The organism is Brevundimonas phoenicis, assembly GCF_047237745.1.
Taxonomy (GTDB): domain Bacteria; phylum Pseudomonadota; class Alphaproteobacteria; order Caulobacterales; family Caulobacteraceae; genus Brevundimonas.
On sequence record NZ_JBDFLN010000001.1, the window covers coordinates 2,139,339 to 2,159,186 of the forward strand.

21 protein-coding genes are annotated in these 19,848 nt (G+C 66.7%); 9 read left to right on the plus strand and 12 right to left on the minus strand.

What is annotated here, in order from left to right:
- Positions 1–7 precede the first annotated feature (7 nt).
- The 4 genes from gltX to ABC419_RS10570 all read right to left on the minus strand — a co-directional run bounded on the left by gltX (position 8) and on the right by ABC419_RS10570 (position 3,090).
- Positions 8–1,342: a glutamate--tRNA ligase gene (gene gltX, locus ABC419_RS10555; protein WP_412877529.1), complete on the minus strand. Its 1,335-nt coding sequence runs from the start codon at positions 1,340–1,342 to the stop codon at positions 8–10.
- 192 nt (positions 1,343–1,534) lie between these two features.
- On the minus strand, positions 1,535–1,909 hold the full coding sequence (locus ABC419_RS10560) for a DUF4377 domain-containing protein (protein WP_412877528.1): 375 nt from the start codon (positions 1,907–1,909) through the stop codon (positions 1,535–1,537).
- A 130-nt stretch (positions 1,910–2,039) separates the two neighbouring features.
- Entirely contained in the window at positions 2,040–2,474 is a 435-nt protein-coding gene (gene dksA, locus ABC419_RS10565; RefSeq protein ID WP_125900251.1) for an RNA polymerase-binding protein DksA, read from the minus strand.
- A gap of 187 nt (positions 2,475–2,661) precedes the next feature.
- Positions 2,662–3,090, minus strand: a complete 429-nt coding sequence (locus tag ABC419_RS10570; RefSeq protein WP_412877527.1) for a flagellar assembly protein FliX — start codon at positions 3,088–3,090, stop codon at positions 2,662–2,664.
- A 184-nt stretch (positions 3,091–3,274) separates the two neighbouring features.
- Between ABC419_RS10570 and ABC419_RS10575 the strand changes: the two genes are divergently transcribed.
- Genes ABC419_RS10575 through ABC419_RS10590 form a run of 4 tightly spaced genes read left to right on the plus strand, consistent with a single transcriptional unit; the run spans position 3,275 to position 6,787 of the window.
- Complete coding sequence (locus tag ABC419_RS10575) at positions 3,275–4,393, plus strand: flagellar basal body P-ring protein FlgI (RefSeq protein WP_412877526.1); 1,119 nt, start codon at positions 3,275–3,277, stop codon at positions 4,391–4,393.
- A complete protein-coding gene (locus tag ABC419_RS10580; RefSeq protein WP_412877525.1) occupies positions 4,393–4,701 on the plus strand; it encodes a rod-binding protein in 309 nt (102 codons plus the stop codon). The genes ABC419_RS10575 and ABC419_RS10580 overlap by 1 nt, the downstream gene beginning before the upstream one ends.
- Positions 4,698–5,138, plus strand: coding sequence for a flagellar basal-body protein FlbY (locus tag ABC419_RS10585; protein WP_412877524.1), 441 nt, complete (start codon positions 4,698–4,700; stop codon positions 5,136–5,138). Before ABC419_RS10580 ends, ABC419_RS10585 begins: the two co-directional genes overlap by 4 nt.
- 47 nt (positions 5,139–5,185) lie before the next feature.
- Positions 5,186–6,787: an EAL domain-containing protein gene (locus tag ABC419_RS10590; RefSeq protein WP_412877523.1), complete on the plus strand. Its 1,602-nt coding sequence runs from the start codon at positions 5,186–5,188 to the stop codon at positions 6,785–6,787.
- Here ABC419_RS10590 and ABC419_RS10595 read toward each other — a convergent pair.
- Together ABC419_RS10595 and ABC419_RS10600 are read right to left on the minus strand one after the other, a co-directional pair.
- A complete protein-coding gene (locus ABC419_RS10595; protein ID WP_412877522.1) occupies positions 6,760–8,361 on the minus strand; it encodes an ABC-F family ATP-binding cassette domain-containing protein in 1,602 nt (533 codons plus the stop codon). The two genes, ABC419_RS10590 and ABC419_RS10595, sit on opposite strands and share 28 nt — an antisense overlap.
- Positions 8,327–8,464, minus strand: coding sequence for a hypothetical protein (locus tag ABC419_RS10600; RefSeq protein WP_003165247.1), 138 nt, complete (start codon positions 8,462–8,464; stop codon positions 8,327–8,329). The genes ABC419_RS10595 and ABC419_RS10600 overlap by 35 nt, the downstream gene beginning before the upstream one ends.
- Positions 8,465–8,594: 130 nt before the next feature.
- Between ABC419_RS10600 and ABC419_RS10605 the strand changes: the two genes are divergently transcribed.
- Both ABC419_RS10605 and uvrA read left to right on the plus strand, forming a co-directional pair.
- Positions 8,595–9,158: a group III truncated hemoglobin gene (locus ABC419_RS10605; protein ID WP_412877521.1), complete on the plus strand. Its 564-nt coding sequence runs from the start codon at positions 8,595–8,597 to the stop codon at positions 9,156–9,158.
- Positions 9,159–9,256: 98 nt separating this feature from the next.
- On the plus strand, positions 9,257–12,196 hold the full coding sequence (gene uvrA / locus ABC419_RS10610; protein ID WP_412877520.1) for an excinuclease ABC subunit UvrA: 2,940 nt from the start codon (positions 9,257–9,259) through the stop codon (positions 12,194–12,196).
- Between the two features lie 63 nt (positions 12,197–12,259).
- Here the strand turns inward: uvrA and ABC419_RS10615 are convergent, their stop codons facing one another.
- Positions 12,260–13,150: a hypothetical protein gene (locus ABC419_RS10615; RefSeq protein WP_412877519.1), complete on the minus strand. Its 891-nt coding sequence runs from the start codon at positions 13,148–13,150 to the stop codon at positions 12,260–12,262.
- Positions 13,151–13,171: 21 nt separating this feature from the next.
- Complete coding sequence (locus tag ABC419_RS10620; RefSeq protein WP_412877518.1) at positions 13,172–14,110, minus strand: hypothetical protein; 939 nt, start codon at positions 14,108–14,110, stop codon at positions 13,172–13,174.
- 110 nt (positions 14,111–14,220) lie between these two features.
- On the opposite strand from ABC419_RS10620, the gene trmFO reads away from it, so the two are divergent.
- Positions 14,221–15,627: a methylenetetrahydrofolate--tRNA-(uracil(54)-C(5))-methyltransferase (FADH(2)-oxidizing) TrmFO gene (trmFO, locus tag ABC419_RS10625; protein ID WP_412877517.1), complete on the plus strand. Its 1,407-nt coding sequence runs from the start codon at positions 14,221–14,223 to the stop codon at positions 15,625–15,627.
- On the opposite strand, the gene ABC419_RS10630 is transcribed toward trmFO, so the two are convergent.
- Positions 15,624–16,829, minus strand: a complete 1,206-nt coding sequence (locus tag ABC419_RS10630; RefSeq protein WP_412877516.1) for an MFS transporter — start codon at positions 16,827–16,829, stop codon at positions 15,624–15,626. The genes trmFO and ABC419_RS10630 overlap by 4 nt on opposite strands.
- A 64-nt stretch (positions 16,830–16,893) precedes the next feature.
- On the opposite strand from ABC419_RS10630, the gene ABC419_RS10635 reads away from it, so the two are divergent.
- Positions 16,894–17,385 carry a MarR family winged helix-turn-helix transcriptional regulator gene (locus ABC419_RS10635; RefSeq protein ID WP_368922774.1) on the plus strand — a complete coding sequence of 164 codons (492 nt, stop codon included), beginning with the start codon at positions 16,894–16,896 and terminating at the stop codon, positions 17,383–17,385.
- On the opposite strand, the gene ABC419_RS10640 is transcribed toward ABC419_RS10635, so the two are convergent.
- On the minus strand, positions 17,382–17,915 hold the full coding sequence (locus ABC419_RS10640) for a rhodanese family protein (protein ID WP_412877515.1): 534 nt from the start codon (positions 17,913–17,915) through the stop codon (positions 17,382–17,384). The genes ABC419_RS10635 and ABC419_RS10640 overlap by 4 nt on opposite strands.
- 26 nt (positions 17,916–17,941) lie before the next feature.
- Positions 17,942–18,259, minus strand: coding sequence for an ArsR/SmtB family transcription factor (locus ABC419_RS10645; protein ID WP_412878014.1), 318 nt, complete (start codon positions 18,257–18,259; stop codon positions 17,942–17,944).
- A gap of 67 nt (positions 18,260–18,326) precedes the next feature.
- On the opposite strand from ABC419_RS10645, the gene ABC419_RS10650 reads away from it, so the two are divergent.
- The gene (locus tag ABC419_RS10650) at positions 18,327–19,202 is read left to right on the plus strand and encodes an MBL fold metallo-hydrolase (RefSeq protein WP_412877514.1); all 876 of its coding nucleotides are present in this window, start codon (positions 18,327–18,329) and stop codon (positions 19,200–19,202) included.
- On the opposite strand, the gene ABC419_RS10655 is transcribed toward ABC419_RS10650, so the two are convergent.
- Positions 19,199–19,831: a squalene/phytoene synthase family protein gene (locus ABC419_RS10655; RefSeq protein WP_412877513.1), complete on the minus strand. Its 633-nt coding sequence runs from the start codon at positions 19,829–19,831 to the stop codon at positions 19,199–19,201. The genes ABC419_RS10650 and ABC419_RS10655 overlap by 4 nt on opposite strands.
- Between the last annotated feature and the right edge of the window lie 17 nt (positions 19,832–19,848).

Below are 19,848 nucleotides of genomic sequence, written 5' to 3' on the forward strand. Positions count from 1 at the left end.
CGGACCGTCAGGCGGTTTCGCCCTTCAGGCGCTGGATCATGCGTTCGCGCCCGATCAGCGGGATCATGGCCGCCATGTCCGGGCCGTGCGCCTGACCCGTCAGCGCCAGACGCAGCGGCATGAACAAACCCTTGCCCTTGGCGCCGGTCTTGTCCTTCACCGCCGAGGTCCAGGTCGACCAGGCGTCGGCGTCAATGGTTTCGGGCAGCAGTTCCAGAGCCGCGGCGGCGAAGGCGGCGTCCTCGATCACCGGCGTCACCGGCCCCGTAACGATCTTCGCCATCTCAACGACGTCGCCGAATTTGCTGAGGTTGCCCTTCACCGTGTTCCAGAAGGTCTCGCCCAGGTCGACACCCAGGGTTTCCAGGCGCGGCTGGGCCGCGGCGTAGTCGATCCCGTGCACCGCCTGGGCGTTCAGGCGATCCAGATCGGCCGTGTCATAGCGGGCGGGCGAACGGCCCATCTTGGAGAAGGCGAAGGCCTCGCCCAGTTCCTGCAGCGAAGCGGCGACCTCCAGATTGTCCGAGGTGCCGATTTTGCCCAGGTGGCTGGTGATGGCGATCGGCTCATAGCCGTCGGCGCGCATGTCCATGATGGCCAGCGAACCCAGTCGCTTGGACAGGGCCGTGCCGTCAGCGCCGACCAGCAGCGGCATGTGAGCGAAGCCGGGAACCTTGGCCCCCAGCGCTTCGAAGATCTCGATCTGGGCGCCGGTGTTGGTGACGTGGTCCTCGCCCCGGATGATGTGGGTGATCTCCATGTCGATGTCGTCGACGACCGACGGCAGCGTATAGAGGAACAGGCCGTCCTCGCGGATCAACACGGGGTCGGACATGGAGGCGGTGTCCACCTCGGCGTGACCGCGCGACAGGTCTTCCCAGGCGACGCGCTTGCCTTCCAGTTTGAAGCGCCAGTGCGGACGGCGGCCCTCGGCCTCCAGCGCGGCCTTTTCGGCATCGGTCAGCGACAGGGCGGCCCGGTCATAGATGGGCGGCAGGCCGCGCGACAGCTGCACCTTGCGGCGGCGGTCCAGTTCATCGGCCGTTTCATAGCAGGGGTAGAGGCGGCCTGCGGCCTTCAGCCGGGCCGCAGCCTCTTCATAGCGGTCGAACCGCTTGGACTGGTTGTAGCGCTCGTCCCAGGTCAGGCCGAGCCACTTCAGGTCGATCTCGATATTGTCTTCCGACTCCTGCGTTGAGCGGACCAGGTCGGTGTCGTCGATGCGCAGCACGAAGGCCCCGCCCTGCCCCTTGGCGAACAGCCAGTTCACCAGAGCCGTGCGGACATTGCCGACGTGCAGCTTACCCGTGGGAGACGGAGCGAAACGAACCTTGACGGACATGAGGATCCTGCGAGCCTGAAAGCGAAGGCGGCCGGGCGGCCCGCCGCAGATCATGATGATCCGGGCAGAGCGTCCAGTCTCTGAAAACGTCGAAAAGGCGTCGCATCTGTGCAGGCGCGACGCCGTTCCGATAAGCGTCTAGGTCGATCACGTCCCCCTCGAAGTCAAGAGAAACGCGACCGGAACCCTTGATCAGTTCTGCGCCGGCTTCTGGTCCAGAATTTCGATCAGCGACCAGCGGATGGAAGACGCGTCGGCCGGCGGATTGGCGACCGGCGTACCGCGAACGCGCAGGCGGTATTCCACGCCCGGCTTATGCTCGAAGCCTTCGTAGCCGAAATAGTGCAGTTCCCAGGGCTGGCTCTCGGTCTCACGCACCTGCAGGCAGGTCGTCCGCGCCACGCCCGCCGTGCACGGGCGCATTTCAGAGGCCACGTAGACAACCTTCTCCACAACGCCGTCCTGCCCCGCAGGGACCAGCGGCGCGGGTTCGACAGTCGATGTCTGAGCGCAGGCCCCCAGCGCCAACAAGGCGACAGCCGAAAGAGAGGCGAACGTACGGGTCATGAAACATCCTTGCATAGATTAAGAGCAACAACGGCAGATCAACGCCGTCGTCGCGCTTATCGCAGCGCAAAATGGCTCAAGCTTGGAGCAAACCCGAACTTTCCGTCATTTGACGAAAGTTTGCATCGCTTCAGTCGTCTCGGTGAACCCGCTCACGACGTTCATGCCGCTCCTGAGCCTCCACCGACAAGGTCGCCGTCGGGCGAGCCTCCAGGCGGCCCAGACCGATCGGCTCGCCGGTATCCTCGCAGTAGCCGTAGGTGCCGTCCTCGATCCGGCGCAGCGCGTCGTCGATCTTGGAGATCAGCTTGCGTTGCCGGTCGCGAGTCCGAAGCTCCAGCGCGCGATCGGATTCCGACGAGGCCCGGTCCACCAGGTCGGGGTGGTTCTCGGTCTCGGCTTTCAGATTGGTGACGGTGCCCTTCGACTCGCGAAGAATGTCGTCTTTCCAGGACAAGAGCTTGGTCTTGAAATAGGCGACCTGCCGTTCGTTCATGAACGGTTCGTCGTCGGTCGGCCGATAAACAGCCGTGTCCCCGGACACTACAGAGGCCAATGCGGTCATCGCACTCACACTCATTCCCTAATCGCGCCCCCCTGCGGCGCATGGGCCGTATAGGCAAGCGCAAGAGTCGCGGCAATGGCGTTCGCGAGTCCGTGATATGGCTAAGCTGCGCTTCCGCAGAGGCAGTGTGGCGAATTATCCTCACAAAGCCCCGGAAATCCGGGGTTCAGCCGAAGTTTCAACGCCTTCAAGCGCGCGACCGGCTTGTTTCCGCTTTTGCCAATTCCACCGAAGCGCGCAGGTCGATCTGGTCCAGCACAGCTTTCAGGCCCGGCTCAGCGTCCTCATCGCGTTCTTCGCGCAGGTCGCGGGCCAGACACCCCAGAGCCGCCGCCCCGTCCTGACCGCCCAGCAACGCCAGCTTCAGCTCGTCCAGTCGATCCAGCAGGCCCGAGCCCCGGCGAATGGCGCGGCGGCGGCGCTCCATCGGGTCTTCCACGCCCTGCAACGCCATCAGAGCCGCAGCGCTCGCGACGCCTGACGCGGATGAGGTCGCGCCGGCCTGCGCCGCAGAGGCCGCGCCCCCTGTCGTCGGCAAGGCGAAACCACCCGCAGCACGTGCAGCGGGTCGCGTGGTCGGCGTCGAAGCGGCGCCCAAGGGTCCGGTGACCTTCATGCAAGACGTCTCCTTCTACGTTTCCCACCATGGCCTCAGGGGCTGAAGTCTTGGTTAACGGCCCGGCAAAACCTGCCGCTAGGCGCTGGACTGAAGATCATCCGGCATTGAATTCACTTACGTTTTCTTCCGGCACGATCCTCGCATGGTTAATCACGAACGCTCACGCAGGGACGTCTGTCGTATGCAGAAGTTGCTTACCGCCCTTATCGGCCCGGCCATCGCGGCCCTGGTTCTCGCCGCCCAGCCGGGCGCGGCCGAGGCCCAGTCGCGCATCAAGGACATCGTCTCCATCGAGGGCGTCCGCTCGAACCAGTTGGTCGGATACGGCCTGGTGGTCGGCCTGAACGGCACGGGCGACAGCGTCCGCAACTCCCCCTTCACCCGACAGTCGCTGGAGGGAATGATGGAGCGCCAGGGCGTCAACATCCGCGGCGCCAACCTGAACACCAAGAACGTGGCCGCCGTCATGGTCACGGCCGAACTGCCGCCCTTCGCCACGCCCGGCTCGCGGCTGGACGTCAGCGTCTCGGCCATGGGTGACGCCAAGAGCCTGCTGGGCGGCACGCTGCTGGTCACCGCCCTGCAAGGCGCTGACGGCGAAATCTACGCTGTGTCGCAAGGTTCGGTTCAGACCGGCGCCGTTTCGGCCTCGGGCGGCTCCGGCTCATCGATCACCCGCGGCGTTCCCACGGCGGGCCGCATCGCCTCGGGCGGCGTGGTCGAACGCGAGACCGGCTTCGACCTCGGCTCCATGCCGGTGGTGCGCTTGAACCTGCGCAATCCGGACTTCACTACGGCCCAGCGCATCGCCGCCGCCATCAACCAGACCTACCCCCAGAGCGCCTTCGCCGAAAACGGCACCGTGGTCGCCATCCGCGCGCCCCAGAACTTCGGCATGGCCGGCTTCCTCAGCCGGGTCGAGAACCTGCCGGTCCAGATCGATTCTCCGGCCAAGGTCATTATCGACGAGGTCAACGGCGTCATCGTCATGGGCGAGGCCGTGCGCATCTCGACCGTCGCCGTGGCCCAGGGCAACCTGACCGTCTCGGTCCAGGAGATCCCTCTGGTCAGCCAGCCTGAACCGTTCAGCCGCGGCGGTCAGACCGTCATCGTGCCCCAGTCGGACATCAGCATCTCCGAGGAAACCGGCCGCCAGATGCGGATCGTCGGCGGCTCGACTTCCCTGTCCACCCTGGTCAACGGTTTGAACGCCCTGGGTGTCAGCCCGCGCGACATGATCAGCATCCTGCAGGCCATCAAAGCCGCCGGCGCCCTGCAGGCCGAAATCGAGGTGATCTGATGAGCCCTCTCGCCGTCTCTCCCGACCTGCTGCGCGCCAACGCCCCCGCCAATCCGGCCCCGTCGGAGAACCAGAAGGCCATGCGCCGCACGGCCGAAGCCTTCGAGGCCAGCTTCCTGTCGCAGATGATGAAGCCCATGTTCGAGGGCCTGAGCACAGAGGCCCCCTTCGGCGGAGGCGCCGGCGAGGCCGCCTGGCGCGGCTTCCTGGTCGACGCCATGGCCCAGCAAACGGTGAAGGCGGGCGGCGTGGGCCTGGCCGACAGCGTTCTGGCCCAGATGATCAAAATGCAGGAGCAAGGCGCATGACCGCCGATGTCGAAACCGCCGCCCTGCGCGTGCAACACCTGACGCGCCTGACCCGCGACCTGACCGAGCGCCTGTCGTTGGAAATGGAGGCGCTACGCGCCCATCGCGCCCAGGATCTGAACGAGGGGATGGCCCAGACGCAGGAGATGGCCAATCTCTATCGCCGCGAATCCGCCCAGGTGAAGGCCAACCCGGCCGCCATCGCCGTCGCCCCCGAGGCCGACCGCCTCGCCCTGATCGAGGCGACCGAGGCCTTTGAAGCGGTGCTGGCCGAGCACGCCGTGACCGTGGAAGCGGCGCGCCAAGTCTCCGAAGGCCTGGTCCGCACCATCGCTGCGGAGGTGGCGGGCGCTCGCGCACAGGGCGTGGGCTATGGCGCTTCGGGCCAGGCCATGCAGGGCGACGGGCGGGCTGTGGCGTTGAATCGCACCGCCTGACGCCAACCGTCGCCATTCCTTAACAGCCCGCGTCCTATGGCTTTGGCATGACCCTGACCCCGCGCCTCCTGGGCCTGGCTTTCGCCGCCGCCGACGCCCTGATCGAAGTCGATCAGCATGGCGTGGTGCGCTTCGCCCTAGGTTCAGGCGCTGTTGCGGGCCAGCAGACAGCCGCCTGGGTCGGTCATCCTCTCAGCGACCGTCTGTCGATCAACAGCGCGACGGCTCTTCAGAATCTGCTGGGAGCGCTTCGTCCCGGTCAGCGCAGTCCGGCCGCCGAGGTGCTGGTCGACTGCGGCGACGGCCGGATGCGCCGCGCCACCCTGCGCGCCTTCGCCCTGCCTGATATTGCTCCGGCGCAGTCCTGCGCCCTGTCCTATGAAGGCGAGCCCTTTGTCGTCGAGGACACGCCCCTTCCTGTCGGCGCCCCGCCCAGAGACGCCGAAGGCTTCCTCAACCATGCCCGCGCCGGTCTGGCGGACGGCGAGACAGGCGCCCTGCAGCGGCTGGCTCTCGCCTTCATCGACGTAAACGGCCTGCAAGGCGTCGACCCGGCCACGCTGGAGCGGGTCCACAGCCGTATCGGCGCGACCCTGAACGCCGCCTCTCACGACGGCGCCAGCGCAGGTCAGTTGACGCCTGATCGCTATGCCCTGATCCGCAATCTGGACGATACGCGCGACCTGGCGGCGGAAATGCAGAAGGCCGGTCAGGCCGAGGGTCTGGCTCTGTCCGCCATCGCCACCCAGAGCGCCCTGGGCGGCGACGCCGCCTCGGCCCTGCGCGCCATGCGTTTCGCCATCGAAGGCTGTTTGAAGGACGGCGGGATGGATCAGCCTGAACTGTCCTTCGCCGACTCCCTGCAACGCACGCTGAAGGACGCCGAACGCTTCCGCAGCATCGTGCGCGACCGCGAGTTCGCCCTCTATTACCAGCCCATCGTCGACCTGAAGACGCGGGCCGTCCATCATTTCGAGGCCCTGGCCCGCTTCGGCAAGGGATCCGGCCCAGCCGCCGCCATCCGGATGGCCGAGGAACTAGCCCTGATCGACGGCTTCGACCTGGCGGTGGCCGAGAAGGCGGTGCGGCGCCTGCGCGAGCCGGGCGGCGGCCTGCTGAAGATCGCCGTCAACGTCTCGGGCGCCTCTCTGGCCAATGACGCCTATGTCGCCGCCCTGCTGAAGATGACCGCCTCGGCGCCCGATGATCGCCGCCGTCTGATGGTCGAGGTGACAGAGACCGCCGCCCTGGCCGATCTGGCCGCCGCTGATCGTCGCCTGGGCGCCCTGCGCAACGCGGGGATCAAGGTCTGCATCGACGACTTCGGGGCCGGTTCGGCCTCCTTCGACTATCTGCGCGGCCTGTCAGTCGACGCGGTGAAGATCGACGGCGCCCTGGTGCGCGATATCGACATCGACGCCCGAACCCGCACCCTGGTCGCCCATCTGGTCGAACTGTGCGGCTCGCTGGACCTGGAGACCATCGCCGAGATGATCGAGACGGATCAGGTCGCCGACGCTTTGCGCGATCTGGGCGTCACCCACGGCCAGGGGTGGCTGTTTGGGCGCGCCGAGGCCGAGCCGCGCACCATCCTGAACACCCCCGCGATCCGCGGCCGCCGTCAGGGCGTGGTCGAAGGCTGGAGCTGACCGCTCTTCAGCACAAGGGTCCGGTCGACACCCAGATTCGTCACAAAATCTGCGTCGTGGCTGACCACCACCAGAGCGCCGTCATAGCCTGACAAGGCGGCTTCGACCGCCTCGACGGAATCGATGTCCAGATGGTTGGTGGGTTCGTCCAGCACCAGCAATTGCGGCGGCCGCGCGCCCGTCATGATGCAGGCCAGCGCCGCGCGCAGCCGCTCACCGCCTGACAGCTCGCCCACACGTCGATCCGCCTGCACGTTGCGGAACAGAAAGCGCGCCAGAGCCGCCCGCGCAGCGTTCGGCGCGCCCTGCGGGTTCAGTCGCAACCAAGCCTCGACCAGGGTCTCGTTCAGTTTCAGCATCGCCGCCTGCTGATCCAGCAGAGCCACGCGGACCGGCCGCTCGACCGTCCCTGACGAAGGCTCGATCAGACCCGCGATCAGCTGCAACAGCGTCGTCTTGCCCGCTCCGTTGGGACCGACCACGGCGACGCGCTCCGGCCCGGTCAGGCGCAGCGAAAGCGGTCCCAGCAGGCGACGCCCATCATCGACCGTTACAACCGCCTCGCTCAGATTCAGCACCATGCGCCCGCCAGGCAGGCCGGTTGGCGGCATGGCCAGCGCCATCTGGCGCACGCGCTCGACCCGTTCGCGCGCCTCGGTCAGGTCGGCCTCGACCGCCTGACGCTTGCGTTCGGCCAGACGTTGGCCGCGCGCGCCGCTCTCCTCGGCCCGCTGGGCCTGAGCGTCGAGCAGTATCTTGGGATCGGAGCTGTTGGCGCGCGCCGCCTTGCCTGCGCGGTCGCGTCGGGCCTGACGTTCCTGCGCCGCCTGATTTTCACGCTGCACGCGGCCGACGGCGCGCTCGGCCTGCTCCAGATCCCGCTCGGCGGCGGCCCGCTCGGCGTCACGACGCTCGACGTACAGATCCCAGCCGCCGCCATGAACTCGCGCGCCCAGACTGGAAAGCTCCATGATGCGATCCACACGGCGCAGCAAGGCGCGGTCGTGGCTGACCAGCACCACGCCGCCCGGCCACTCGGCCACGACATCGGCGATCATGGCGCGGGCCTCGGCGTCCAGATGGTTGGTCGGCTCGTCCAGCACCAGAAGGTCCGGCGCGGCCAGCTTCAGACCCGCCAGCCGCAGCCGCGTCTGTTCGCCGCCGCTGAGGTCCGCCGTGCGGCGGTTCAGCGCCAGATCAGCCAAACCGACCTCGGCCAACGCCGCCTGCATCCGCTCTTCCAGCGTCCAGTCCGCCTCGGCCATGTCGTCCAGCGAACCATCGCCCGCCAGCACGCGATGCAGGACAGCCAGAGGCGCAGCGACGCCCAGCGTATCGGCGACCGTCTCATCATCAGCCGGAGTCTGCGCCTGCGCCAGCCAACCGACGGTTCCGGCGCGTGTGATCGCACCTTCAGCAGGCGCGCTCAAACCGGCGACAAGGCGCAGCAGCGTGGTCTTGCCCACGCCGTTGCGACCCACGACGGCCGTGCGTTCGCGCCCGAAGGCGAGCGTCAGATTGTCGAAGAGGCCTCTGCCGTCAGGCGTGCGGGCCGCGACGCTGTTGAGCGTCACGAGCGCGGATGCGGACCGGTTTGGGCTTGGGTTGAGCGAGGACATAGGCGAACACGAGCAGCGGCACGGAAAGGGCGAAACCGATTTCCAGGGTGCTGATCATGATCGTCGCGCCTCCTCACTGATGCGTTGGCTGAGTGAAGGATGGGGACGGACGTTTCGTAACGCAACCCCCAATTTGCGGCGCAGCTTTCGCAATGCAGCGAGAACCGCCGCCTTGGACAATCGGCGTCATGGCCTTCGTCGTCGTCGCCTCCTATCTTCCCGACATGAGCACGCCCGACCGTCCCGTCGCCTTCCGCATCGATCGTCTCGCGCCGGATCGAGCCGAAGCCGCCGCCCGTCGCGAAGCCGCCGTCGCCCGCATCCGCGCCGAGACCGGTATCGACGAAGCCATGATCGACGCCCTGGTCGAGGGCTTCTACGCCAAGGTGCGCGAGGACGACGTCATCGGCCCGATCTTCGCCGCTCACATCGACGACTGGGCCCCGCATCTGGAGCAGATGAAGCTATTCTGGTCGTCGGTCGCCCTGTCGACCGGCGTCTATCAGGGGCGGCCCATGCCCAAGCACCTGCCCCTGCCGATCGACGCGCGTCATTTCGATCACTGGCTGGGGTTGTTCGAAGCCACCGCCCGCGAACTATGCCCGCCCGTCGCCGCCGAACACTTCATCGTCCGCGCGCACCGCATCGCCGAAAGCCTGGAGTTGGGGGTCGCCAACGCCAACGGCGTGCTGGTCGGTCCCGGCGAACGCTACCGCCGCCCGGAAACGCCGTGGACGCCTGAAGCAGGCTAGAAGTTCTCATATTGTTCTTGCTGTTTCGGGCGAATTGATCCCCATATAGCGTCGTCGCCCCGGACCGTTTTAGGGGTCTCCCGCGTTCCTCGGATCACATGATCGAAAAGCACAACTTCATCCGCGTTCGCGGCGCCCGCGAGCACAACCTCAAGGGCGTCGATCTCGACATTCCGCGCGAGCAGCTGGTGGTCATGACCGGCCTGTCGGGGTCGGGCAAATCCTCGTTGGCGTTCGACACCATCTATGCCGAGGGCCAGCGCCGCTACGTCGAGAGCCTGTCTGCCTATGCGCGCCAGTTCCTGGAGCTGATGGGCAAGCCGGACGTGGACCTGATCGAGGGCCTGTCCCCGGCCATCTCCATCGAGCAGAAGACGACGTCGAAGAACCCGCGCTCGACCGTAGGCACGGTCACCGAGATTCACGACTACATGCGTCTGCTCTGGGCGCGCGTGGGCATTCCCTATTCGCCCGCCACCGGCCTGCCGATCGAGAGCCAGACCGTCAGCCAGATGGTCGACAAGCTGACCGCCCTGCCCGACGGCGAGCGTATCCTGCTCCTGGCCCCGGTCGTTCGCGGCCGCAAGGGCGAGTACAAGAAGGAAATGGCCGAGTGGCAGCGGCAGGGCTTCCAGCGGCTGAAGATCGACGGCGAGTTCTACGCCATCGAGGACGCCCCCGCGCTCGACAAAAAGTTCAAGCACGACATCGATATTGTCGTCGATCGCATTGTAACCAAAGAAGGTCTTGAGCCGAGATACGCCGACAGCATCCAGACCGCGCTGGGTCTGGCCGACGGCATCGCCACGGCGGAATGGGCGAATGCGCCCGAAGGCGAAGAGCCGCGCCGCATCGTCTTTTCCGAGAAGTTCGCCTGTCCTGTCTCAGGCTTCACCATCAGCGAGATCGAGCCGCGGCTGTTCTCGTTCAATAACCCCTTCGGCGCCTGCCCGGCCTGTGACGGCCTGGGGGTCAAGCTGGCCTTCGACGCCGATCTGGTGATCCCAGACCGCGACAAGACCCTGCACAAGGGGGCGGTGGCGCCGTGGGCGCGCGGCCCGTCGCCCCTCTATACGCAGACGCTGCAGTCGCTGGCCCTGCACTACGGCTTCTCGATGGACAAGGCGTGGCGCGACCTGCCGGAGAAGGCGCAGAGCGTCATTCTGCGCGGCTCGGGCGGCGAGAAGATCAAGTTCGTCTATGACGACAACGCCCGCAAATACGAGGTCTCCAAGCCGTTCGAGGGCGTGCTGCCGAACCTGGAACGCCGCTGGCGCGAGACCGACAGCGCCTGGGTGCGCGAGGAACTGGGCCGCTATCAGTCCGAAACCCCGTGCGAGGTCTGCGGCGGCAAGCGCCTGAAGCCCGAGGCCCTGGCGGTCAAGGTCGGGAGCGAGGACATCGCCGACATCTCCAACCTGTCGATCTCCAAGGCCTTCTTGTGGTTCTCGACGCTGGAAGACGCCCTGACCGAAAAGCAGATCGAAATCGCCCGGCGCATCCTGAAAGAGATCACCGACCGGCTGCGTTTCCTGAACAACGTCGGCCTCGACTATCTGAACCTGTCGCGCAGTTCCGGCACCCTGTCGGGCGGCGAGAGCCAGCGCATCCGCCTGGCGTCGCAGATCGGGTCGGGTCTGACCGGCGTCCTCTATGTGCTGGACGAACCGTCGATCGGCCTGCACCAGCGCGACAACACCCGCCTGCTGGACAGCCTGAAGGGCCTGCGCGACCTCGGCAACTCGGTGCTGGTGGTCGAACACGACGAGGAAGCCATCCTGACGGCCGACTACGTCATCGACATGGGCCCGGCCGCCGGTGTCCACGGCGGCACGGTCTGCGCCGAGGGCACGCCCGCCGAGGTCATGGCCAACCCCAAGTCGCTGACGGGCCAGTATCTGACCGGCGCGCGCGAGATCGAACTGCCGCCCGAAGGCCGCCGCCCGATCGACCGCAAACGGATGCTCAAGGTCTCGGGCGCCACGGGCAACAACCTGAAGAACGTCACCGGCGAGATCCCGGTCGGCGTCTTCACCTGCATCACCGGCGTGTCGGGCGGCGGGAAGTCGACCTTCACCATCGAGACGCTCTACAAGGCCGCCGCGCGGCGTCTGAACAATGCGTCCGACGCCCCCGCCCCCTTCGACCGCATCGAGGGGCTGGAGCATTTCGACAAGGTCATCGACATCGACCAGTCGCCCATCGGCCGCACCCCGCGCTCGAACCCGGCGACCTATACCGGCGCCTTCGGCCCGATCCGCGACTGGTACGCGGGCCTGCCCGAGGCCAAGGCGCGCGGCTATGGCCCCGGCCGCTTCAGCTTCAACGTCAAGGGCGGCCGCTGCGAGGCCTGTCAGGGCGACGGCGTCATTAAGATCGAGATGCACTTCCTGCCCGACGTCTACGTCACCTGCGACGTCTGCAAGGGCAAGCGCTACAACCGCGAGACGCTGGAAATTGTCTTCAAAGGCAAAAGCATATCCGACGTTCTGGACATGACGGTGGAAGAAGCCGCGCGCTTCTTCACCGCCGTGCCCTCGATCCGCGACAAGATGCTGACGCTGGAGCGGGTGGGTCTGGGCTACGTCAAGGTCGGCCAGCCCGCCACCACCCTGTCCGGCGGCGAGGCGCAGCGGGTCAAGCTGTCGAAGGAGCTGTCGAAACGGGCGACCGGCAAGACGCTGTACATCCTCGACGAGCCGACGACCGGCCTGCATTTCGAGGACACGCGCAAGCTGCTCGAAGTGCTTCAGGAACTGGTCGAGAACGGCAACACCATCGTCGTGATCGAGCACAACCTCGACGTCATCAAGGTGGCCGATCACCTGCTGGACTTCGGCCCCGAAGGCGGCGACGGCGGGGGCGAGATCGTCGCCGTCGGTACGCCGGAACAGGTCGCCGAGAACCCCGCCAGCTGGACCGGCCGTTACCTGAAGGAGGTGCTGGACCGGCACGAGGAACGCCGCAAGGGCCGCGTCGCCGCCCTGACCGCCGAACCCTCACCAGCCAAGCGCACTAAGGCCCGCAAGAGCGCCTGACCTGAAAAGAACGCCGCGCCCCTGTCGGAGCGCGGCGTTTTCATTTCCAACGGCGGCGTCCGATCAAGTTCGCGGCACGCCCTTGATGCCCAGATAGGCGGCCGAGAACGGCGCATAGATGATAGCCGCCTGCGCCGCCGACAGCAGGGCGTTGACCACGCCCCACACCAACAGAGCTGGCCAGAACTTCACGAGCAGCGCGGCGACATTGGTCGTCTCCGCCCCCGCCAGACTCTCCAGACCGCCGAAGATCAGATTCAGCGGCGCGATGACAATGGAGCCCAGCAGTCCCACCAGCATGGACATGACGCCCGCCAACACCGCCATGCCCAGCAGCGGCCAGAAGCGCCCCTTGCTCATGACCCAGCTTTCCTTAAGGGCGATCTTTCGCTCGGCGAAGCTGATCGGCACAACCAGACTCAGACGAACGGCTAGCCAAATCGAGACGCCGACCGTCGCCAACCCAACCAGCACCGCCGGCAGGATCAACACCGGTGCGCTGGTCTCCGCAGCCAGGCCGCCCAGCACGCCGGCCACGCCCATGCCGCCCGCCGTCACACCCAGCATCAGCAATCCAACCGCCAGCATCGCCGCCAGAATCCGCAGTTCATCCAGGCCCAGACGCAGATAGCCGAAACGGCCGTCCTCGGGACGAATGACGGCGCGAGCCACCCCCGTGCTCAGCACGGCGCTGAACAACATCGACAGAGGCAGGGCCAGGAACATCAACGCCCCATAGGCCCGCATTATGATCGCCATCTCCTCCATCGACGGCTCGGCGCTCTGCTGGAGTTGTTCAGCCAAGGTGACGACGTTGATCAGACTGCCGCCCGCGACAGCGAAGAAGACGGCGAAAAAGATCACATAGGCTGCGGCCCAGGCCAGGATGGCCAGCGGCGCGCGGCGCGCCAGACGGAAGCCCTCAAAGGCGAATTCGGTGGCGTTGAAACTCATGCTGCTCCTCACGATTCCCGTTCAGCTTAACGCGGCGACGGAAGTTTCGTCCCGCGCCTTCGCATCCAGCATCTGACGACAGGCCGAAACCCAGGGCGCGGTCGTGACCACGGTGATCACACCATAGTAGGCCGCAATCACGGGAAACAGGGCTAGGCTCACAGCCATGACGACGCCGGCGTTGAGCTGCGGCGCCGCACCGGCCGCCATCCCCTCAGCCCAGGCAAGCAATTGCGGCCAGAAGGGAATGCTGATCGCAAACACTACGACAGCGACGATCGTCACAATCAGGACCTGAACGAGCACAGCCAGCAGAAACGTCGTTACGGCCAGCCCCAGCAACGGCGCGACTCGTCCCTTCGTCAAACGCCAGCCGTCGACAAAGGCGAAGTCCTTCAGCCCCACGCTGGCCGGGATGATCATCGACGCCCTCAGCGCCGCCCAGGCCACGCCGACCAGGCCCGCCAGACCGACAATGACGCCTAGGCTCATCGCCGCGGCCTCGGACACCATCCACAGCGCCGCGCCAAAGGCGAAGGCCAGCAGCAGGATGACGAACAGAACTCCGTAGCAACCGATCATGATGGCCACACAGGCCACCGCCACCCGCGCCTCGTCCATGCCGACTCGAAGATCGAAAATGCGGCCCGGCGCCCGTCCAGGCCACAGCACCGCTCGGCAGACCGCCGCGATCACCAGTACATAGACGCACATCTGTAGCAGATTCAGTAGCCCCGAGAGCGCCTGTACCCGCATGATGGCGGCGAACGCCTCTGGTCCCGGATCCTCGGCCGCCATCGCATCGACGCCGATCGAAGCGATCATGTCGATGACCAGAAAAGCCGACAGCAGCACCGGCAGCGTCAGCAGAATCCCCCAGGCCAGCACGTTGAGCGGTTTGCGCCCAATCAGGCGAAATCCGTCCGTCAACGCATCGCCTATCAAGAATCCCTGGGTCATGAACAGCCTCCGCCGTTTTCTATAGGGGGGAAACCGCCGCCGCGACACCCCGCCCGCATGACGCCGCACAGGTGCATGACAGGACCACGGCGGACGGCTATTAGGCCGCCATGTCGAACACGTCCTCCTCTCCCCGTCCCGTCCACGTCATCGGCGGAGGTCTCGCCGGATCCGAAGCGGCCTGGCAGATCGCCCAGGCGGGCGTGCCCGTCATCCTGCACGAAATGCGTCGGGACGAGCCGGAGCAGGTGCGCACCGACGCCCACCACACCACGGGCCTGGCCGAGCTGGTCTGCTCCAACTCCTTCCGGTCGGACGATTGGGAGTACAACGCCGTCGGCCTGCTGCACGCCGAGATGCGGGCGCTGGACAGCCTGATCATGGCCTCGGGCGACGCCAATCAGGTGCCGGCGGGCGGCGCCCTGGCGGTCGATCGCATCGGCTTCTCGGACGCCGTGACGGCCAAACTGGAAGCCCACCCCCTCGTGACCATCGTGCGCGAAGAGATCGCGGGCATTCCGCCGGAAGACTGGGACAATGTCATCGTCGCCACTGGCCCGCTGACCTCGCCCGCCCTGGCCGACGCCATCCTGAAGGCGACGGGCGAGGAAAGCCTCAGCTTCTTCGACGCCATCGCGCCCATTCTGCACGCCGACAGCATCGATTTCGACGTGGCCTGGCGCCAGTCGCGTTATGACAAGGAAGGCCCCGGCGGCGACGCGGCGGCCTACGTCAACTGCCCGATGGACAAGGCCCAGTACGAAGCCTTCATCGACGCCCTGCTGGGCGGTCCGAAGGCCGAGTTCAAGGAGTGGGAGAACGTCCCCTATTTCGACGGCTGCCTGCCGATCGAGGTCATGGCCGAGCGCGGCCGCGAAACCCTGCGCCACGGCCCGATGAAGCCGGTCGGCTTGACCAATCAGCACAATCCGACGGTCAAGCCCTACGCTATCGTCCAGCTGCGCCAGGACAATGCGCTGGGCACCCTGTTCAACATGGTCGGCTTCCAAACCAAGCTGAAATACGGCGCTCAGACCGAGGTCTTCCGCATGATCCCCGGCCTGGAGAACGCCCAGTTCGCGCGTCTGGGCGGCCTGCACCGCAACACCTTCCTGAACAGCCCGAAACTGCTGGACAAGCAGATGCGGCTGAAGGCCATTCCGCGCCTGCGCTTCGCCGGTCAGGTGACGGGGGTCGAGGGTTATGTCGAAAGCGCCGCCATGGGCCTGCTGACCGGCCGACTGGCCGCCGCCCAGGCACTGGGTCGCGATCTGGCCGCGCCGCCGCCGGAAACGGCCATGGGCGCCCTGGTGGAGCACATCACCGGCGGGCATCTGGAAGGTTCGAAGTTCCAACCGATGAACATCAACTACGGCCTGCTTCCGCCGCTGGAGGCGCCCAAGGTCGATGAAGACGGCAAGCGCATCCATCCCAAGGAGCGCGGCCGCGCCAAGAAGCGCCTGCAGAGCATCCGGGCCATGGACGCTCTGAAGGCCTGGCGCGACACGGCGGCCTAACGCAGCTTCGCGCCGCCAGGCTTGAAGGCCAGTGTCATAGCCGCCATGGCGACGAGGCCCAGTCCCATCAGCATCCAGGCCTGGCTCAGGTCCGACAGGCGGTCGCGCAGCAGCCCGGCCGCCAGCGGCGACAGGCTGGCGATGATGTAGCCGCCCCCCTGAACGAAGGCGAGCAGATCGCCTGAGCGCACCGGATCGTCGATCTGATCCATGGCCAGGATCAGGGTCAGCGGAAACACCGCGCCGATCCCCAGGCCCAGCAGCAGCATGACCGGAACCGCCAGACTGACCGGGGTCAGCACCAACCCCGCCAGACCGATCAACGCCAGAGCCACCGCCGCCAGCATCGGCCCACGCCGGTCGGGAAAACGCGCGATGAACAGGGACACCAGCACGCCCGCCGCGACCTCGGCGCCCGTCATGCCGCTGAGCAGGAAGCCCGCCGTGGCGCGCGCCTGTCCCATGTCGACGTAGTAAGGCGGCAGCCAGGCCAGCACGAGCGTATAGGCCGAGGTGCCCAGCCCCAGAATCGGAACCAGCGCCCACGCCCTGGGCTGTTTCCAGAACGGAACCTCGGGGTGGGTTCCTTCAGCTACGGCGGCGCGGTTCGGCTCCTCGGCCGCCGGGTCGCGCGCAGCGACGATCCAGACGACCGCCGCCAGGAAGGCCGGGACCGCCCATAGCGCCAGCGCCCCGGCCCAGCCGACGGCTCCCGCCAAGCCTGCCGCCGTCGCCGCCGCCACGGCCGCCCCGCCCATGATGCCGGTCGTATAGACGCCCATGACCGTGCCGAAGCGCGTCGGGAAGGCCCGCTTGATGACAACGGGCGCCAGGGCCTGGATCAAGGCCACGCCGACGCCGACCACGACGGCGCTGGCGATCAGACCGGCCGTCCCGTCGAAAACCGCTCGCGCCAGACAGGCCAGGCCGATGAGCACCGCGCCCAGCAGGATGCCCTTGCGCTCGCCCAAACGCCGTCGCAACGGCCGGATCGACAGAGCGCCGATGCCGATCATCGCCACCGGCAGGGTGGTCAGCAGGCTGGCCGTGGTCGAATCCATGCCGGTCGCCGCTTCGATCAGGTCCAGCAGCGGCCCTACCGCCGCCATCGCCGGACGCAGGTTCAGCGCCAGGGCGAAGATGGCCGCGATCAGCAGCAGACCCGCGCCGCGCGACGGTTGCGGGGCGTTCGACTGATCCATCCGAGGTGACTCCGGCTGCGAAAGGCGATAGTGTCTCGCTATCAAGTATCTTGATGTCAAGACAATGACCGATCGCGCTTCTCGCGCCGCCGCCCAATGGGCGGTCGCGCGCCCCGACCTCGACCTGCTGGCCATGGAGACGCTGGGCCGTCTGCATGAGGCCTCGATTCTGGTGACGCGCGAGCGGCAGGCGCCGCTCTACGCCCGCCATGGGCTGCAGCATGGCGAGTTCGACGTCCTGGCCACCCTGCGCCGCGCGCCCTCGCCGGACGGGCTGACGCCGACGGCCCTCTATGAGGCGACGATGATGTCGTCCGGCGGCATGACGGCGCGGCTGGACCGGCTGCAGAAATCCGGCCTGATCGAGCGCACGCCCCACCCCAGCGACCGCCGCGCTTCGTTGGTCAGGCTGACGCCCAAGGGCTTCGACCTGATCGACGGCCTGATGCCGCTGCACATGGCTGAAAGCCAGGCCATGCTGGCCGGCCTGTCGCGCGAGGAGCAGGCCACGCTGGGCGCCCTGCTTGCTCGGCTGATCGGCGTGTTGGAGCGCTAGGCGCGCTTCATCCGGCGGTTCCAGGGCATGACCGCCAGCAGACGCGCCATGCCGCAAAAGCCGGTCGCCCCCGCTACGAACAGGCCCGCCCCGACAAAGGCGCTGATCCCCCAGAAGCCGGGGTGGACCATGACGCCCAGCGCCCCGCCCGCCAGGATCAGCCCGCCCGCCGCCATCTGCACCTGACGCATCAGCTCCAGCGGCTGCTTGCGGTCGGCGACGACCGGCAGGCCCGCCTTCTTCCACGCATCCAGACCGCCCGCCAGGACATGCGCCGGGCTGTCGATGCGGGCGGCCAGCCGGTCACAGTTGCCGGCCGTGCGATTGCCGCTGCGGCACATGAAGATCACGTCCTTGCCGGGATCGAGTCCCAGATCAGCAGCCTCGAAAGCGGACAAAGGCGCCGTCACTGCGCCGGCGATGTGTTCGCGCGCATGCTCGTCCGGCTCGCGTACGTCGATCAGAACGGCCTGACCGGCTTTCAGGCGGGCGGCGACGTCTGCGGGCGACAAAGAGATTAGCGTATTCATCGGATTCTCCGTCAGGAAGGCGGCGCTCAACGCGCCTCAGGCGGGCAAAAGATCTCGGCCAGCACCCCGATCACCTTCAGGGCGGCGGGATCGGCGATGCGATAGAAGACAGCGGTGCCGCTCTTGCGCGCGCTGACCAGCCCGTCCTCGCGCAGGCGCGCCAGATGCTGCGACAGGGCCGATTGCGACAGGCCGAGCTGAAAATCGGACACCTGACGTTCGCCCTCGCCGATCTGACACAGGATCATCAGGCGGTTTTCGTTGGACAACGCCTTCAGCAAGCCCGCGGCGTCGCCGGCGCTGACCTGGAAACGTTCCAGCCCCATGGCTTCGAGATCAATCATGATGCTCATATATTCAATCTTGCTAAATTAGCAATAACTAATATTTAGGAGAGGAACGGAGACCTCCATGACCCGCCTTCTCGCCCGCCCTGACGTTCTCGGCTTCTTCGATCCGGCCACCCACACCGTGACCTATGTGGTCTCGGATCCGGCGACCAATGCGGCGATCATCATCGATCCCGTACTGGACTATGATCCAGCGACGGCGCGCACATCGACCGCTTCGGTGGAGCGAGTACTCGACGTCCTCGCCGCGCGCGGCTTGAGGCTTGAGCGCATCCTCGAAACCCACGCACACGCCGACCATCTGACAGGCGCCGATAAGATCCGCACCCGCACCGGCGCCCCCATCGGCATCGGCGATAGGATCGCACGCGTACAAAAGACCTTCGGCGACCTGTTCGACGCCGTGGACGTAACGCCCGACGGCGCAGTCTTCGACGAGACATACGCCGACGGCGCGCGCTTCATGCTCGGCTCGATCCCGGTCGAAGTGCTGCACACGCCCGGTCATACGCCCGCCTGCGTCAGCTATCGAATCGGCGATGCGGTCTTCGTCGGCGACACTCTGTTCATGCCGGACTTCGGCACGGCGCGCTGTGATTTCCCAGGCGGCGACGCCTGCGCCTTGTATCGTTCGATCCAGCGCATCCTCGGCCTGCCAGACGACACACGCGTCTTCGTCGGCCACGACTACCTGCCCGAAGGTCGCACCGAATTTCACTGGGAAACAACGGTCGCCGCACAGAAGAACGACAACATCCACATCGGCGGCGGTTGCTCAGAATCCGCCTTTGTCGCCCTACGCGAGGCGCGAGACGCCACATTGAAGGCGCCGCAGTTGATCTTGCCCGCGCTTCAGGTAAACATCCGCGCTGGCGCCCTGCCCCCAAGCGAAGCATCAGGCAAGCGCTTCATCAAGCTGCCGTTGAACTCAGTCTAGACGCGCCCGCTCAGCACGGCCCAGAACAGCCGCAGCCGCTTGAACGGCTCCGCTTCATCCACCCGCGTTAGCGTCGCGTGCGCCACGGCTGGAAAGGCGGCCGTCGGCAGACCCTTCAAGGCTGTGTTCGCCGCCCGGCGCATATTTCTGGCCTCATTATTCCGCCCCGTCTGAGCCAGGCCACGCATACGGCCCGCCTCGGCGACCTCCGCCTCATGCCCCTCGCCCGCCAGAATGCGCGCCGCGACCTGCATCGGCCCAGTATAGAAGGCGTCCAGATCATGCGCTTCGCCATGCACTCGGCCGATATGCGCCCGGATCAGAGCGTCAAAGGGTTCACGTGACAGGCCGTGCCGCGTCACCGCGGCGGTCAGAGCCTCCAAGATCGGGTGGCCGACGCGCGGCGCATCGCTGAACGCACCGTCCATCTGCTCGGCCCACCACGTATAGCGCATCTCGGCCAGCAGAGGTTGAGTGACCCGCGTGGGTATGGCCAGCAGCTCGGCCTCGAAAGCGTACAGGGCGATCAGGTCAGCGCGCATCTGCTCATCGGCGACGAACCGGCTGGACAGCCAGCGGTCGGGATCGGCCGCACGGACCTGAGCATCGAGATCAACGGAACTGTTCATGCGCAGGGCCATCGACC